The organism is Picosynechococcus sp. PCC 7002 (assembly GCF_963860125.1).
Classification (GTDB): domain Bacteria; phylum Cyanobacteriota; class Cyanobacteriia; order Cyanobacteriales; family MRBY01; genus MRBY01.
This window is the reverse complement of sequence record NZ_CAWLFA010000001.1, coordinates 1,935,539-1,950,843: the sequence shown is the minus strand read 5'-3', so window position 1 is coordinate 1,950,843 and position 15,305 is coordinate 1,935,539. Positions and strand designations below refer to the sequence as shown.

At 46.6% G+C, this 15,305-nt stretch carries 16 protein-coding genes; 8 read left to right on the top strand and 8 right to left on the bottom strand.

The window, feature by feature from the left end; genetic code table 11:
- Positions 1-40: 40 nt before the first annotated feature.
- Together pap and AACQ84_RS09455 are read left to right on the top strand one after the other, a co-directional pair.
- Positions 41-1,552: a polyphosphate:AMP phosphotransferase gene (gene pap, locus AACQ84_RS09460; protein ID WP_041443545.1), complete on the top strand. Its 1,512-nt coding sequence runs from the start codon at positions 41-43 to the stop codon at positions 1,550-1,552.
- 278 nt (positions 1,553-1,830) lie between these two features.
- Positions 1,831-3,591, top strand: coding sequence for a putative bifunctional diguanylate cyclase/phosphodiesterase (locus AACQ84_RS09455; protein ID WP_200807555.1), 1,761 nt, complete (start codon positions 1,831-1,833; stop codon positions 3,589-3,591).
- A gap of 40 nt (positions 3,592-3,631) precedes the next feature.
- Here the strand turns inward: AACQ84_RS09455 and AACQ84_RS09450 are convergent, their stop codons facing one another.
- Complete coding sequence (locus AACQ84_RS09450; protein WP_012307469.1) at positions 3,632-4,270, bottom strand: DUF3386 domain-containing protein; 639 nt, start codon at positions 4,268-4,270, stop codon at positions 3,632-3,634.
- A 239-nt stretch (positions 4,271-4,509) separates the two neighbouring features.
- Here AACQ84_RS09450 and AACQ84_RS09445 point away from each other — a divergent pair, with 239 nt between their 5' ends.
- Positions 4,510-5,355 carry a DMT family transporter gene (locus AACQ84_RS09445; protein ID WP_012307468.1) on the top strand — a complete coding sequence of 282 codons (846 nt, stop codon included), beginning with the start codon at positions 4,510-4,512 and terminating at the stop codon, positions 5,353-5,355.
- Here AACQ84_RS09445 and recG read toward each other — a convergent pair.
- The gene (gene recG, locus AACQ84_RS09440) at positions 5,352-7,820 is read right to left on the bottom strand and encodes an ATP-dependent DNA helicase RecG (protein ID WP_012307467.1); all 2,469 of its coding nucleotides are present in this window, start codon (positions 7,818-7,820) and stop codon (positions 5,352-5,354) included. The genes AACQ84_RS09445 and recG overlap by 4 nt on opposite strands.
- A gap of 185 nt (positions 7,821-8,005) precedes the next feature.
- On the opposite strand from recG, the gene AACQ84_RS09435 reads away from it, so the two are divergent.
- The 3 genes from AACQ84_RS09435 to AACQ84_RS09425 all read left to right on the top strand — a co-directional run bounded on the left by AACQ84_RS09435 (position 8,006) and on the right by AACQ84_RS09425 (position 10,527).
- Entirely contained in the window at positions 8,006-8,593 is a 588-nt protein-coding gene (locus tag AACQ84_RS09435) for a Uma2 family endonuclease (protein WP_012307466.1), read from the top strand.
- A gap of 71 nt (positions 8,594-8,664) precedes the next feature.
- Positions 8,665-9,285 (top strand): YqiA/YcfP family alpha/beta fold hydrolase, encoded by a 621-nt coding sequence (locus tag AACQ84_RS09430; protein ID WP_012307465.1) that lies wholly within the window; start codon positions 8,665-8,667, stop codon positions 9,283-9,285.
- Positions 9,286-9,288: 3 nt separating this feature from the next.
- Entirely contained in the window at positions 9,289-10,527 is a 1,239-nt protein-coding gene (locus AACQ84_RS09425) for a lipid-A-disaccharide synthase-related protein (protein ID WP_012307464.1), read from the top strand.
- A gap of 19 nt (positions 10,528-10,546) precedes the next feature.
- Here AACQ84_RS09425 and AACQ84_RS09420 read toward each other — a convergent pair whose 3' ends face one another.
- A complete protein-coding gene (locus AACQ84_RS09420) occupies positions 10,547-10,930 on the bottom strand; it encodes a DUF309 domain-containing protein (RefSeq protein ID WP_012307463.1) in 384 nt (127 codons plus the stop codon).
- 5 nt (positions 10,931-10,935) lie between these two features.
- A complete protein-coding gene (locus tag AACQ84_RS09415; RefSeq protein WP_012307462.1) occupies positions 10,936-11,295 on the bottom strand; it encodes a ferredoxin-thioredoxin reductase catalytic domain-containing protein in 360 nt (119 codons plus the stop codon).
- 279 nt (positions 11,296-11,574) lie between these two features.
- Here AACQ84_RS09415 and AACQ84_RS09410 point away from each other — a divergent pair, with 279 nt between their 5' ends.
- Positions 11,575-11,853 (top strand): DUF1816 domain-containing protein, encoded by a 279-nt coding sequence (locus tag AACQ84_RS09410; protein ID WP_012307461.1) that lies wholly within the window; start codon positions 11,575-11,577, stop codon positions 11,851-11,853.
- A 93-nt stretch (positions 11,854-11,946) separates the two neighbouring features.
- Here the strand turns inward: AACQ84_RS09410 and lexA are convergent, their stop codons facing one another.
- Positions 11,947-12,564, bottom strand: a complete 618-nt coding sequence (lexA, locus tag AACQ84_RS09405; protein WP_012307460.1) for a transcriptional repressor LexA — start codon at positions 12,562-12,564, stop codon at positions 11,947-11,949.
- Positions 12,565-12,874: 310 nt separating this feature from the next.
- Between lexA and AACQ84_RS09400 the strand changes: the two genes are divergently transcribed.
- Positions 12,875-13,687, top strand: coding sequence for a class I SAM-dependent methyltransferase (locus AACQ84_RS09400; RefSeq protein ID WP_012307459.1), 813 nt, complete (start codon positions 12,875-12,877; stop codon positions 13,685-13,687).
- A gap of 53 nt (positions 13,688-13,740) precedes the next feature.
- On the opposite strand, the gene clpP is transcribed toward AACQ84_RS09400, so the two are convergent.
- The 3 genes from clpP to remA form a co-directional block, all read right to left on the bottom strand.
- Positions 13,741-14,337: an ATP-dependent Clp endopeptidase proteolytic subunit ClpP gene (gene clpP, locus AACQ84_RS09395; RefSeq protein ID WP_012307458.1), complete on the bottom strand. Its 597-nt coding sequence runs from the start codon at positions 14,335-14,337 to the stop codon at positions 13,741-13,743.
- Positions 14,338-14,415: 78 nt separating this feature from the next.
- Positions 14,416-14,970, bottom strand: a complete 555-nt coding sequence (gene gmk, locus AACQ84_RS09390) for a guanylate kinase (RefSeq protein WP_012307457.1) — start codon at positions 14,968-14,970, stop codon at positions 14,416-14,418.
- 35 nt (positions 14,971-15,005) lie between these two features.
- Positions 15,006-15,278 (bottom strand): extracellular matrix/biofilm regulator RemA, encoded by a 273-nt coding sequence (gene remA / locus AACQ84_RS09385; protein WP_012307456.1) that lies wholly within the window; start codon positions 15,276-15,278, stop codon positions 15,006-15,008.
- Positions 15,279-15,305: the final 27 nt, after the last annotated feature.

The window sequence follows — 15,305 nt, the reverse complement described above, 5'->3', positions numbered from 1 at the left end:
CATAATTTGTAGTGAAGCACTCTTGGAATGCAAAAGGCGCGTGTTAAATACCCTTGATCTAAAGCGAACCCTAGCAAAGGACACCTACAAAGAACAATTAGAGGAGTTGATGCAGCAATTGCGGTCTTTGCAAAATGCCTGTTGGCAGCACCAATTACCCGTAACGGTCGTCCTCGAAGGCTGGGCGGCGGCTGGCAAGGGCGCTTTAGTCAAAAAAATGACCAACTACATGGATCCCCGTGGGTTTTCGGTATTACCGATCTTTGAACCCTCAGCCCGTGAGAAGCAATATCCATTTCTTTGGCGCTTTTGGCATAAGCTCCCGGCGAAGGGCAGTATCGCTTTTTTCTACCACAGTTGGTACACCCACGTCCTCGAAGACCGTCTGTTTGAGCGGCTGGACCCGGTGGAAGTGCCCCTGGTGACGCGGGAAATTAATGCTTTTGAGCGGCAGCTAGTAGACGATGGCATGGCGATCGCCAAATTTTGGATTCATCTGTCCCAAAAAGAATTAAAAAAACGCCTCAAAAGTGCCGAAGCCGATGAATTAGAAGCCTGGCGAGTGCGTCCGGAAGATTGGCAACAGGCGAAAAACTACAAAGAATATCGGCACCTCGCGGAGGAAATGTTGATCTACTCCAGCACCGGTGCCGCTCCCTGGATTCTCGTCGAGGGCAACGATTACCGGTGGTCGGAAATCAAGGTGCTCTCCCAATTGGTAGCGACCATTGTCGAAGCCCTGGATCGCTGCAAAATCACTATTCCTGAAGCGGTTCATATTCGTCCCCAGTCCCAACTCTTGCCCACGGAACCAGACTTTCTTGCCAAGGTGGATTTAAGCCTAGAACTAGAGGACAAAGACTACAAAAAACGTCTCCGGGCGGCCCAAATTAAATTACGGCAACTGCAACTCAAGATTCACCAAGAAAAATTACCAGTTCTTCTGTTGTTTGAAGGCTGGGATGCTGCGGGCAAAGGGGGAGCCATTAAACGCTTAACTGATGTCCTCGATCCCCGTAGCTATAAAGTGGATGCCTTTGGTGCGCCTACCGAAGAAGAAAACCGTTACCATTACCTCTGGCGTTTTTCTCGCCATTTACCCGGTATGGGGACGATTGGTATTTTTGACCGCAGTTGGTACGGGCGCGTTTTAGTTGAACGGGTCGAAGGCTTTGCGACGGAAGCCGAATGGAAGCGGGCCTATCGCGAAATCAATGAGTTTGAAGCCCAGCTAATTCATAAGGGTTATGTGCTTGTAAAATTTTGGCTCCACATTGACCCGGATGAACAACTAAAACGCTTTGAGCAACGACAGGACAATATTTTCAAAAAATATAAGCTGACCGACGAAGATTGGCGCAATCGAGAAAAATGGGATCAATATGCAGTAGCCATTAATCAGGCGATCGCCCGCACCAGTACCCCCGCCGCCCCCTGGACGATTGTGCCGGCCAATGACAAACTTTATGCCCGTGTTTTTGTGATTGAGACCGTTATCGAAGCGATCGAGTACAAACTCAAACGTCTAAAAAATGGTGAAGCCATTGCCTAAGCCAACTAACAAATCACTTAAAAGTCTCTCTTATCCTTCAATCTCAAGAGATCTCCAGAACGACAAAAATATATTATTTATTACTGCTTGGACACCCCTTGAATAGCCCCTAAAAACGGCTTATTTTGGACTTTAAAAGTTATAGATTTATTTTTGGCACTAAAATGATTGGCTGTTTTAAATCCTATTTCTCTAGTGTTTTACTAGATGGCATTGGTAAAACGAAACAAATATTTAATTCATGCAAAATAAATACATATTCTTGTTAAAATAATTAAATGCTATTATTACTTCAATGGTTGCAGACAAAAGAAAGCTTTTTGGGCATGAAAAATCAATACAAAATGAAACAAGAAAAGCACCAACTTAATTGGTATGCCAATATTTCTAGGCTCAGTCGTCCTAAGAGCTATTTGGGCAAGATAATGTTAGTGGCGTTTCTAGGAACCCATATACCATTATTGACTTTGTTCTTTTATTCCATTAGCGTTACCACCCTAAGTACAGATACAAAAATTCGCGTTTTAGTAGTCGCACTCCTCGCTACATTAATTGGAACAGCCGTTACTCTTTTTACGTTACAAAAACTATTATTGCCGATCAGTGTTACAGCAAAAGGCTTAAGGAAATATTTAGAAAACAATCAAATCCCAAAGCTGCCAACACATTTTCAAGACGAAGTAGGCGTTTTAATGGCCGATACCCTATACACGATTTCTAAATTAGATGAATTAATCGAACAATTAAAAAACTACGATCACACCACATCCTTGCCGAATCTCCATTTATTTCAAGCACTACTACAAAAAGAAATTTACAACGCTCAATGTCGCAATCAATCCTTGGCCGTATTGTTTCTAGATCTAGACAATTTCACAAACATCAATACTCATTTAGGCAGAGATTATGGGAATTTAATTTTAAGAACAATTGCTCAACAATTAACTCAAGCAATTGGTGATAATGACTTATTGGCGAAAATAAATACCGATACATTTGCGATTATTTACCCCCATTTAATATCTTTAGAGGATTTAGAAAAATACTCTCAAAAACTCTTAACTATCATCAATCAAAAAGTGACGGTCAAACATGAAGATATTTATCTGAGTGCGACTATGGGGATCACTGTTTATGATGAAGGCAAGGTAGAGCCCCAAGAAATCATCAATCAAGCAGAAACCGCCCTCAATTTAGCCAAGGAAGAAGGGCGGAATATTTATCGCTTTTATTCGGTAGAAACCAATGAAAAATTACGCAGCCGTTTTCAGTTAGAGAGAGATTTATATCGTGCCTTAGAGAGAGAAGAGTTAGAACTTTTTTACCAACCACAAATTGATGTCAAAACAGGAAACATTACTGGTGCTGAAGCTTTATTGCGATGGCGTCATCATGAACATGGGTTTATATCCCCTGGTATATTCATCCCCATTGCAGAAGCAAGTGATTTAATTATTAACATCAGTGATTGGGTTCTTAAAACTGCTTGTTACCAAAATCAACAATGGACTAAAGATGGTTTTCCTGAACTTTGCGTGGCTGTTAATTTATCAGGAAAACAGTTCCAACAGCCTCAGTTAGTGGATGATGTTTCCAAGATCTTAAAAGAAACCTCTCTTAAACCAAGTCAATTAGAATTAGAAATTACAGAAGGATTACTGATTAACAATATACAAAACGCAGTAAAGACTTTAGAGGATTTACACAATTTGGGTTTGATTACTGCTTTGGATGATTTTGGGACTGGCTTTTCTTCTTTGAGCTATCTGAAGCGTTTTTCTTTAGATTATTTAAAAATAGATCAATCTTTTGTTCGTGGTATTCCCCTAGACAAAGACGATGTTGCAATTACCAACTCTATCATTGCCCTTGCCCATAGCTTACAGATAGAAGTCATCGCAGAGGGAGTAGAAACTATTGAGCAAGTTAATTATCTCAAAAGTGTTGGTTGTAATAAGTTACAAGGTTATTACTATAGTCGTCCTATTTGCGCTAAAGACTTTGCTGAACTTTGGGAACAAAATCTAGAAAAAGGTTAGTTCACCACAAATAGAACGACATAATGTCCTAGATCACGCTCTAAAATTGAATATCAGTGAAGGTAAACACTTTTTTATCAACTTCTTGATCGTTTTCTAGGTAAGTGATCTCCCGACGGGTGAGGACATAGTAACCGCTAACTTTTTCGAAGCTATCCCGGAAAAGGCTCTTACCCGCTTTGGGTTCTTTGGTGGCCGCATCAAAATAGACCGAATCATAGCCCAAAGAAAGATAGCCTTCGTCGGTATTGAGCACGTCAAAGGTATTGATGTTAACGATGATGTCGCGGATCTTGCGGTTCACAAAGGTAACGACATTATTTTTGATTTTGTAGGAATTCCCCATGGACGCGCCAGTCACTTGGATTTCCTGGGCACCGTCGGCAAACTTTTCGCCAAATTCAAAGCTATTTTTGCCGTGGCTGTCTTCAAAGGAGCGGCGTACTCGGTGGACAGTGATTTCCCACAGTTGACCTTCGATTTCTTTTTTTGCTGCTTCGGCTTCAATCCCTGTGACCTCAAAGGACATATCGGCTTTGATGGCTACTGTGCCGGTGTAGCTCTGGTCGCCGTGGGTAAAGGTAACGGTGGCAGTAAAGCCGGGAAAATCTTGATCCCAGGTGTAGCGGTTTTCGTAGGCGGCCCGAAAGGCATCCTGGGCGGTGAGAGTCTGTGTCATAGTGTGCTCCAGCGCTTGCGTGTAATCACTGTTATTTCAACTTTTCTAAGATAACAGGTTCGTTTAAGTACAATCTACTAATAAAAGAGTTTTTCAATATTATTGAGAATTTAATTAACTATTTTTGGGCGATCATGTTGTTTTTGATCTTGTCAGGGGCTAGCGCTAGGAGTTGTTGGGGGTTACCTTACATAGGTCGGTCTCTGTGGCCTGTTTTCTACACTGTCTAAAAACCTTTGATGAGTCCTGTACTGCAATTGGCGATCGCCACCCTGATTTTGGGGACCTCCGGCGTCTTTATCAAACTGGCCGCTTTGTCTCCCCTCGTGATGACCTTTTTTCGGGCGGGCATTCCCCTAATCTTCGTCTCAGGTTTATTCCTTTACCGTCGGGAACCTCTTTTTTGGGGCGCAACTCCTTTTTTGTTGCTCATTTCCTTTCTCGATGCCGTGCGGGGATTATGCTACATCATTGGCTTTAGCTATGCCGACCTCAGCAGTGCCGTCGTGATCCTCTACACCTGGCCCCTATTTACGACCCTATTGAGTTGGATTTTTCTCAAAGAAACAATTCCCCACCGTAACCTGTGGCTATTACCCTGCTTCATTTTGGGGATCATCGTTATCTACGCTGATGCGGAAATTAGTCTATCGAGCCGGAGCTTCTTGGGTCTTACCAGCGTTCTCATTGCCGCCGTTTTGGTGGCGTCTACTGTGGTGATGTACAAAGTTAAAGCCGCTGATTTTTCGGTATATCGGCTGATTTTTTACCAAAACCTTGTTGCTGGCGTCGTTTCCTTTCCTTTTCTGCTAGGAACTCAACCTTGGCCCAACCTATTTCAGTTCACCATGGGAGGGATTTACGGTATTTCCATCGGGATTATTGGTTTTATGCTGTTTTTTTCTGCCCTTAGTAAACTCAAAGCTTCGACCACAGCCCTCCTCTGTTATCTCGAAATTTTAAGCACTATTGTCTGTGGCATCGTCTTTTTCCAAGAAGAGCTTTCCGTAAATATTATTCTGGGCGCTTCCCTAATTTTAGGAGGGAGTTTCTGTTTGAAAAAAACCGGCGATGTTGCCCCCTAGGTCAGGACGTCAGCCCCCAACAATTTTTGGTATTTGCGCTGGAGTTCCTGTTGCATCAGGGGATATTGCTCTAGGAGAGGATCAATTTTGAGCAATTGTTCTGCCGCTTGTCGGGCAATAAGTAAAACCTCTTGATCTTCTGTCAGACTGGCTAGGGCAAAATCTGGTAGCCCCGACTGTTTCGTCCCCAGCACTTCCCCCGGCCCCCGCAGGCGTAGATCCATTTCTGAGATAAAAAAACCGTCGGTGGATTGCTCCAACACCCGGAGACGAGTTTGGGAATCAGGATTTTTACTATTGGTGACGAGCAAACAGTGGGATTGATGTTGACCCCGACCGACACGCCCCCGCAACTGGTGCAACTGGGAGAGGCCAAAGCGTTCGGCATTTTCGATCAGCATTACCGTCGCATTGGGCACATCAACCCCCACTTCGATCACAGTGGTGGAAACAATAATGTGGTTTTGGTTATCGCGGAAAGCATTGAGGGCGGCGTCTTTTTCCTCGGATTTCATGCGGCCGTGCAGTAAACCCACGTTAAAGCTCTTGAACACTTGCTCAGAAAGCCTTTGGTGTTCGGCGACGGCGGCCTTAGCTTCGAGTTTTTCGGATTCTTCAATTAGCGGAAAAATGACGTAGGCTTGGCGACCCTGGGCTACTTCCCGCTTAATCAGTTCGTAGGCTTTGTGGCGATCGCCTCCTTTGATCACCCGCGTATCGATGGGTTGGCGACCGGGGGGCAGCTCATCAATTTGACTAACATCCAAGTCCCCATGGAGGGTGAGGGCCAAGCTCCGGGGAATCGGGGTGGCGGTCATGGTCAGGACGTGAGGCGCTTTCCCCTTGGCGAGGAGTCTCCCCCGCTGTTGGACACCAAAGCGGTGCTGTTCGTCGATCACCACCAGGCCGAGATTTTGGAACTGTACCGGATCTTCGATTAGGGCGTGGGTGCCGACGAGAACTTTGAGTTCTCCCGTTTGCAATTGACTATGGATTTCCCGACGTTTTTTCGTTTTTGTCGAACCCGTGAGCAGTTCAACGGGCAGATGGAGCAGGTTAAACCAGCCCACCAATTTCCGGTAATGCTGCTCGGCAAGGACTTCGGTGGGCGCCATGAGAGCGGCTTGGTAGCCAGACTGGATCGCGGCCAGGATTGCAAAGACTGCCACGACAGTTTTCCCCGCCCCCACATCCCCCTGGACAAGGCGATTCATTGGCGTTGACTGGGCCAGATCCGCAAGAATTTCAGTGATCACCCGTTGCTGAGCGTTGGTGAGTTGGAAGGGCAGCAGTTTTTCAAAACGTTTAATGAGTTCCCCCTGGGGAATAAACACAGCACTTTTTTGGCTCGCTTTCTCCTGTTGCCGCCGTTGGAGGAAACCCAGTTGCAAGTAGAAAAATTCATCGAAAACCAGCCGTTGCCGCGCCTGTTGGAGAATTTCGGCATTTTCTGGGAAATGAATATTGGCGATCGCCTCTTGGAGTTTCATCAAGCCGTGTTGCTCCCGAAAAGCGGTGGGAAAAGCATCCTTAAGCTGCGCAATGGCAGGTAGAGAGTTAATGACCACCTTCCGAATTAGGTCGGCGGGGACCCCTTCCGTGAGGGGATAAACGGGCAATACTCGGCCAATTTTCAGGGATTTGATATCAGCGCCACTGCTGTCGAGCACCTCAATTTCTGGGTTGTCGAGGGTGAGGCCATATTTATTTTTTTTCACCAATCCCGACGCGGCGATCGCCACCCCCTGGGGATATTGCCGTTTCATTTTTTCTTGCCAACCCCGATTACTGTAACGGGTGCCCGCATAGAAACGACTGAGCTTAATGCGGCCACTGCTATCCCGCAACCAGAGTTCGAAAATACTGAGCTTCTGGTTTTTCGGGCTGGTAAAAATATTGCAACGCACCACATGGCCCACCAGGGTCACCGTTTCTCCCGCTTCTAGGTCAGTGATTTTGACCTGCTTGGCATAGTCGATGTGCTGTCGGGGGTAGTAAAAGAGTGCATCCCGCACCGTCTCTAAACCTAGCTTTGCCAATTGGTTGCTGCGTTTCGGCCCGATGCCTGGCAAATACATCAACGGTTGATCCAGGGAAATTCTCTTGCCATAGGTTGAACTTTTGACATTACTTTCACAGACCGATTGGGTGCGGGGCAGTTTCGCTTTGGGAGCAATCTGGCTTGGCTGTTCTAGCTCTTGTTTAAGTTGCTGCAAAAAACGTCTCGCCCCGGCTACCAAAAGACGGCGATCGCCTAACGTTGCCACGGGGTAATCGGCAAATTTCTGGGCAAATCCCTGCCACCGGCGTCGCTGATCCGGATCAATGCCTGCCGGGGGAACTGCGCCAAAACTCAAGCAAAGAAATTCGCTAAACCGATGCTGATGGCCCTGGAGATCCTGAAAGCCTCGTTCTGCTTCGATGGATAAGGCTTTTTGTAATCGCAAAAAATCCGGCTGATTCATAACACCATAAACAAAAAACGCAGGCTAACCCCTCTGCCAACATTAAACCTTATCTGCTAATAAGCTTGTACCGCAATGGAAACGGTAATCACACAGCAAAAGAGATTCAGGGGCGATCGCCTTAATCACCGCAATCCCGCCCACTACAATAGAACCATCGGTTTGAAATAGAAAAAGCAGCCGCCATGATTGCGAACCTCAATGTACCTTCTAGAAAAATGACCCCGGAGGAATACCTCGACTGGGAAGCTACCCAGGAACTCCGGTATGAATACATTGATGGCGAAATTATTGCGATGACTGGTGGTAGCGTGAATCACGGTAGGATTTATCTCAATCTGTACGCTGCATTACGCTCTCATCTCGCAAAACGAGGTTGTGAAGCCTTTGTCGCCGATGTCAAAGTGCAGGATCAAAAAAATCAGCGATATTTTTATCCCGATCTTGTGGTGACCTGCCATCCCGATGACCGCCGCAATAATCAATTTATCCAACATCCCACGGTGATTGTAGAAGTCCTTTCTCCCAGCACCGCCAACTATGACCAAAGCCGTAAACTAAAGCTCTATCGGCAAATTCCCAGCCTCCAGGAATATGTTTTAATCGACAGTCAACAAATTTCTGTGGCCCTTTACCAACGGCAATCGGGCCGGATGTGGGGTTACAGCGACTACGGCCCCGACGAAACCTTTTGGCTCCCCAGTATTGAATTTGAATGTGCTGTGGCTGATCTTTATGAAAATGCGATTCTTGAGACTCTTGATGACGAATAGAAAGGCGATCGCCCTTCGCCCAAACACCCAAAATATTAGATGATGGTCTGTGCTGTCCGTTTCCCTGGCTGATGACCCGCACCCTCTATCTCCACGGCTTCGCTTCTAGTCCCCAATCCCGCAAAGCCCAATATTTTGCCGAACATATCCCTGATCTCGTTATTCCCGATCTCAATCAAGACGATTTCGGTGGCTTGACTATTTCCCGACAACTGGCGCAGCTTAAACCCCTGCTCACAGAACCCAGTTACATCATTGGTTCAAGTTTGGGGGGACTGACAGCGGCAATCCTGGCGGAACAATGTCCAGAACTGGTTAAAAAAATTGTTTTACTGGCCCCGGCTTTCCAATTCACCACCAATTGGCGTCGTCGCTTAGGCGAAACTACCATCGCAGAATGGCAAAAGAAAATTTATCGTCCGGTGTTTCATTACAGCTACCAACGGGAAATTCCCCTCCACTACAACTTTTTTCAAGATGCAGAAACTTACGCGAATTATTCGTTTAAAAATACAATATCAACGTTAATTCTCCACGGCATTCATGATGAAACAGTACCCATTCAAGTAAGCGAAGATTATTGTAAAGAGCGACCCTGGACAACGTTGATTTCTCTCGACAGTGACCACAGTTTAGGTAATTGCTTAGACACGCTTGTGCAAGAAACAAAACAGTTTTTATTTGGGGGTTAACCGATGCGGATTTTATGTCTCAGTAATGGCCACGGAGAAGATGTGATCGCCGTCCAAATCCTCAGCGCCATCCAAGCCCAAAACCCAGAGGTGAGCCTCGCTGCGTTGCCTATTGTTGGTACAGGTCATGCCTACCAAAAGTTAGATATACCAATCATTGGTCGTACCCAGCAAATGCCTTCTGGGGGGTTTGTTTATATGGATAATCGGCAATTAATGCGGGATCTTAAAGGGGGTTTACTGCAGCTCACTTGGCAACAATATCAGGCTGTGAAACGCTGGAAAAACCAAGGACAAGAAAAGTCCTTAATTCTTGCGGTGGGTGATATTGTCCCGCTCATTTTTGCTTGGCTCAGTGGTTGCCGATATGCTTTTGTGGGGACAGCAAAGTCAGAATATTATTTGCGCGATCGCCAGGGAAATTGGCTCCCGAAAACTTCTGCCCTCGAAAAGTGGTTTGGGTCAGTTTATTTGCCCTGGGAACGGTGGCTGCTCAGTCGGAAAAATTGTGTCGCTGTCTATCCGCGCGATCGCCTCACCACCGATGTTTTAACAACCTACAAGATTCCCGCCGTAAATTTGGGGAACCCAATGATGGATGGCCTCGAACCTCCTGAAAATTTGCCCCAGAAGGAAACAAAACAAACTTTGACCTTTGTCTTGCTGCCCGGTTCGCGCCCCCCGGAAGCCCTACACAATTGGCAAAAAATTCTCCAAGCCGCACAATTATTTGTGGAAAAGTACCAGGCGGTGAATTTTATGGCGGCGATCGCCCCTAGTCTCGACCCAAAAGAATTCTTCGACTGTTTGTCCTCTTTAGGTTGGCAAAAACTCGATTCCCAGCCCACTGAACTCACGTTTGGTGATCCTGAAGCCCAGGTTTTCCAGCAAAATAAAGCTCAGCTTGTCTTCACCCAACATCGCTATGCCGAAAGTTTGCACTGTGCTGATTTGGCGATCGCCATGGCGGGTACGGCCACCGAACAATTTGTTGGCCTGGGAAAGCCTGCTTTGACCATCGTCGGTGCTGGCCCCCAATTTACCCCGGCCTTCGCTGAGGCCCAAACCCGGCTCCTGGGAGAATCCGTGCTTCTTTGTTCTCGCCCCAAAGCCGTTCCTGATAAAGTAGATTTTTTGCTGAGTCATCCTGATTTACTCCAGGCGATCGCCATCAACGGCCAAGAACGCATGGGTACGGCTGGTGCAGCGAACCGTATCGCTAGTCATCTTTTGGCACTTTAATATTTAGAGAAGAAACAACCTAAACGGGATTGAGGCGTGGGAAACGATTCTCTGCCTGGAGCGCCTGATAAAAAGTTGTCACCTCTGCCGTGGGCAACCGTTGCAAACTGGCGAGCAGCACCTCTCCCTGCTGAATAAAGTCCACGAGATTCAGGCCACCATAAACTTCTTCTTCCGTCTGGCGGAGGCGGCGTAGCCCTTCTCCCATGAGAATTGTTGCGCCCCTGAGATTTTCATTACTGAGGTGATAACAAGCCACGGCAATTTGCAAAATACCTTGGTAAAGAGACTTTTCTGGCTCCATAGCCTCAAACCATAGAGCCTCAAGGGTATCGTGGCACGCATAAAACTGTTGAGTGTTTAGTTGCTCTACCCCCACAAAAAAAGTCTCTGGAATTGTCATCGGCTCTATCCTTTCATGCTCGCCGCTACTTCTTTGACGTAATCCAGTTCAATTTCCTGCTTATCGCCAGCGAAATCGTTGTCTTCGGTGATAAAGAGCATACAGTGGCAATCATTGCGCTCCCGCATGGGGACACAGGGGCAGTTCCAAAAGGCATTGTCAACTTCCGCTTTTTTGTCTTCGTAATGGCGACAGGGACAGAGGGGCGCACCCAATTCTTCTTTATGTTTAGCGAGGCCTTCGATCACAACTGCCGTTACCGAAGGATCGACACAAAAATAGGTGCCTGTGCGTTGGGCGTATTTTTCGGCAAAGTTTTTCATCAACTCTAAAGCCTTGTCGGAAGCATTGTTCTCAGCAGTCATCGCGGTATTTTCTGGTGTATGGGACTGTTTATACGATAGTACGCTTTCGTGAATTTCCTCAACTGCTTGGGGTCTGTGCCCTGGAAACTTCGCTAGCATTTAAGGAGTCATATTATTCAGCGGGCGATCGCCTGGGAGAATTTTTCAACCAAAAGTCTCCTCGTCCAGTGCCTAGCAACAAATATTGGCGAAAACCATTGATTTCTGGTCGAAATTGCGAAATTTGTCTGCTGAAGCATCTACATAAATATTGACTTTTGCTGTAGTGAGGTTTGAACAATGACTGGTTTAATTATTTTTGCGGTTTATTCCCTAGCCCTGGGTTCTGTATTTTATTATCTCAACCAACCCTATAACCGCGATTGGTGGCTCAAAGTGACTACCATGAATCCATTTTGTGTCTACTACTTTGGCCCTTTTTCCAGTGAAAAAATAGCCCGCTGTCATCTGGCGGGTTACCAAGAAGACTTGGAACGAGAACAGGCCACAATTACCCAGGTTGTTTTAAATCAAACGATGCCCCCGGCACAACTGACCATTTGTCCGGAAGAAGCATAAATAACAAAGATTAACAGTAACCTGAATGAATATCTCTGCGAGTCAAATAATTCAGGGGTTGTACTTTCTGTTTCTATTGAAGTTTATCGTCGCCTATTGGCCGTAGCCGCGCCAAACTCCCACTAAAACCCCCTGTAAATCGACATTGAGCGCATCGGTTTTTATTTCGTCATACTTGGGGTTTGCGGGCTTAAGAACAACTTTTTTTCCTTCCCGATAAAAGTGCTTTAGGGTTGTGCCGTCCCCTGTCACACGCGCCGCGACAATAGTGCCATTTTTAACACGGTCTGGGTCAAATACTTTTTGCATGATCGCGTAATCCCCTTCGGTAATGAAGGCTTCAATCATGCTGTCACCGGTGACTTTGAGGGCATAACAATTAGGTTGGTTGACGACTTGATTAAGAATCAGGGTCTCACTTTGATCATCCGTAAAAGGTTCAACCAGGCCACCAGCGGTAATTGTCCCCAGAATCGGCAGACCTTCTCGCTGTTGTTGGGGGCGCAAAATCTTGAGAGTACGGGCTTTGCCATCGATCCAGTCGATGTATTTTTTCTTGCGCAGTCGCTCTAAACGGCTTTGGATTGGTGCTGGCGATCGCAAATTCATCGCGACCATCATCTGGCGAATGGATGGGGCATGTTGGTTTGTCTGGATGTAGTAAACAAGCCAATCGTAGAGTTCTTGTTGGGCAACAGTTAATTTTTGCATAGTCGGAATATTGCGCCAGTGCCGCGAGCTTAATCACTTTCAAGGGACAAGCCAGGGGCGTGAAGGCGTTGAATGTTTATGGTGCCATGGTGCAGTTAAAAACACATGATCTTAAGATGATTTGTACTAAACTATGTTCCCAATGGCAACAACTTCGCGGCCAATCTGTAATATTTTTTGAGCTTTATCGCGTTTGATCTCCCTCGCAACCCTGACTTGAATCTGCCAAAAACAAGCCACAATGACAGAGAAAGGGGGATTAAGTGCGTTAGATTGTTGAGCAGGCATATTTTGGGTGAAAAATAAGGATATGGCTGAATATATCCACGGGTATGATCCAGAGGAACAACAACGTCTCGTTGATCAAGCACGCTACTGGGGCGATCGCCTGTTGTTAAAAGATCTCGCATTTGACCCCAAGGCGAAAATTTTAGACATTGGTTGTGGCGTCGGCGCTGTCCTTGAGATCATCGGTGAAAAGTTTCCCACCCTAACCTTTGCGGGCATCGATCACCAACCCCGTCAAATTGCCTATGCCACAGAATATTTACGTCGCCTGGGGTTCAAGACTGACCTCCAAGTGGGGGATGCCTACACTTTGCCCTGGGCAGAAAATACCTTTGATTTTGCCCTGACCGTGTGGCTCCTGGAGCACGTACCCGATTCGGCGGGAATTATTGCTGAAGCGTTGCGGGTTTTACGACCAGGGGGCAAAATTTGCCTGACAGAAACCGATTACCAAAATCTTTTAATTTATCCGCCCCATCCTGATTTTGACTATTTTCAGCAGGCTCTTTGTGAATTATTTCAAGTTGCAGACGGCAATCCCTATGTTGGTCGCAGCTTAGGGGGATATTTAGAACAGGCGGGCTTTACTGGGGTTAAAAATGAGGCGATCGCCGTTCACCATTGGCACAGTCCCCAAAATCAAGATCTAAAAGGCTTAGTCGATCATCTCGACACCTGGATCAAACTGATGATCCCCCAGATGGTAGAGAAATTAGGCAAAAATCCCGACCACCTCGAAAACGGCTTAACTCACTTTCGTCAAGTGCCGCAACATCCCCACGGCGCAATTACCCTGACCATTTATCGCGCCACAGGTTGCAAGCCTCAACCATAAAAAAATCCCCCTAGGAATAGGAGGACGATCAATCATTCACAACAGAAAAAAATCTAAGCTGGATTTGTGGCCGAAGGACTTCTCTCAATGACCTGATCAATGAGGCCATAATCCTTCGCCTCCGCTGCAGACATGAAGAAATCGCGGTCTGTATCAATCTCAATCTTTTCTAAAGGTTGGCCTGTGTGGTCAGCCAGGTGTTGGTTGAGCTTGCCTTTGAGATAAAGAATTTCTTTGGCTTGAATTTCAATATCCGTCGCCTGGCCCTGGGCACCGCCTAGGGGTTGGTGGATCATAATCCGGGAGTTGGGTAAGCTCATGCGCTTCCCTTTGGCCCCAGCACTCAGCAGAAACGCCCCCATACTGGCCGCTAGACCAATACAGATCGTACAAACATCCGGACGCACTTGGTTCATCGTATCGAAGATCCCCATGCCGGCTGAGACAGAACCCCCCGGAGAATTGATGTAGAGGTAAATATCCTTTTCGGGATCATCGGCTTCGAGGAATAACAACTGTGCCACGATGAGATTGGCAATTTCGTCGTTGACTTGGGTGCCGAGGAACACAATGCGCTCCCGGAGTAGACGAGAGTAAATATCAAAGGCACGTTCGCCCCGACCAGAACTTTCGATAACGGTTGGAATCATGGGGTCTGTAAGCTCGTTGTTGTTTATGTCTTATTTGTTTGATTGTAATGGATTCAGTTGGCAGCGGTGGCGTTTCGGCTAGCTGAAAATCACTTTTTCGAGTTCTGTTAAGGCTGTTTCTAGGTCGTCATTGACAATTTCATGGTCGAACTCATGGCTCATGGCCAATTCTTCTTTTGCCCGGACGAGCCGTTTGGCGATCGCCGCTTCTGGATCATTACCCCGTCCCCGCAGCCGCTGTTCTAACTCTTCAAAGGACGGTGGCAAAATAAAAATTCTGAGGGCATCTGCATAGATTTCTTTAACTTGGTTGGCCCCAATGACCTCGATTTCGAGGATGACAAAGTTTCCCTGTTGAATTTGTGTTTTCACCGGAGGCAGAGGGGTGCCGTAGTAATTTCCCGCATACTCGGCCCATTCGAGGAGATCCCCCGCAGCGATCATCGCCTCAAATTGTTCACGGGTTTTGAAAAAATAGTCTTGCCCATCCACTTCTCCAGGGCGGGGCTGACGGGTTGTTGCTGAGATCGAGAGAAATAAATTTTGGTGGCGCGGTAGTAAAGAACGAACTAAGGTTCCTTTACCAACACCACTTGGCCCTGTGAGGACAATTAATTTTCCGGGGGTGGTCATGGATTCGGCGGCGACGGGAGATGATAACTCAACCGTTAAACTTTGGTCATCGCCATGGCGGGATCTTTTTGCACAACAAAGCGATGGGCCACTGTCTCTGGTTGGATCGCTGATAGTACCACATGGCTGGAATCTGTAATAATCACTGCTCGGGTACGTCTACCATAGGTGGCATCAATTAATTGGCCGCGATCGCGCGCATCGCTAATGATCCGTTTGATCGGTGCAGACTCAGGACTCACAATCGCAATGACACGATTGGCAGAGACAATATTACCGAAACCGATATTAATTAATTGTATTTCCATAGGTCGCTTGAGCTTTCACTAGCAGCA

Bases quoted from the DNA above. Each gene is read 5' to 3' on its own strand.
- AACQ84_RS09420 (WP_012307463.1), bottom strand. From the start codon at position 10,930: ATGACAATTCCAGAGACTTTTTTTGTGGGGGTAGAGCAACTAAACACT.
- gmk (WP_012307457.1), bottom strand. From the start codon at position 14,970: ATGACCACCCCCGGAAAATTAATTGTCCTCACAGGGCCAAGTGGTGTT.
- AACQ84_RS09400 (WP_012307459.1), top strand. From the start codon at position 12,875: ATGGCTGAATATATCCACGGGTATGATCCAGAGGAACAACAACGTCTC.
- AACQ84_RS09430 (WP_012307465.1), top strand. From the start codon at position 8,665: ATGACCCGCACCCTCTATCTCCACGGCTTCGCTTCTAGTCCCCAATCC.
- AACQ84_RS09435 (WP_012307466.1), top strand. From the start codon at position 8,006: ATGATTGCGAACCTCAATGTACCTTCTAGAAAAATGACCCCGGAGGAA.
- AACQ84_RS09450 (WP_012307469.1), bottom strand. From the start codon at position 4,270: ATGACACAGACTCTCACCGCCCAGGATGCCTTTCGGGCCGCCTACGAA.
- lexA (WP_012307460.1), bottom strand. From the start codon at position 12,564: ATGCAAAAATTAACTGTTGCCCAACAAGAACTCTACGATTGGCTTGTT.
- recG (WP_012307467.1), bottom strand. From the start codon at position 7,820: ATGAATCAGCCGGATTTTTTGCGATTACAAAAAGCCTTATCCATCGAA.
- clpP (WP_012307458.1), bottom strand. From the start codon at position 14,337: ATGATTCCAACCGTTATCGAAAGTTCTGGTCGGGGCGAACGTGCCTTT.
- AACQ84_RS09425 (WP_012307464.1), top strand. From the start codon at position 9,289: ATGCGGATTTTATGTCTCAGTAATGGCCACGGAGAAGATGTGATCGCC.
- AACQ84_RS09415 (WP_012307462.1), bottom strand. From the start codon at position 11,295: ATGACTGCTGAGAACAATGCTTCCGACAAGGCTTTAGAGTTGATGAAA.
- remA (WP_012307456.1), bottom strand. From the start codon at position 15,278: ATGGAAATACAATTAATTAATATCGGTTTCGGTAATATTGTCTCTGCC.
- AACQ84_RS09455 (WP_200807555.1), top strand. From the start codon at position 1,831: ATGCTATTATTACTTCAATGGTTGCAGACAAAAGAAAGCTTTTTGGGC.
- AACQ84_RS09445 (WP_012307468.1), top strand. From the start codon at position 4,510: ATGAGTCCTGTACTGCAATTGGCGATCGCCACCCTGATTTTGGGGACC.
- AACQ84_RS09410 (WP_012307461.1), top strand. From the start codon at position 11,575: ATGACTGGTTTAATTATTTTTGCGGTTTATTCCCTAGCCCTGGGTTCT.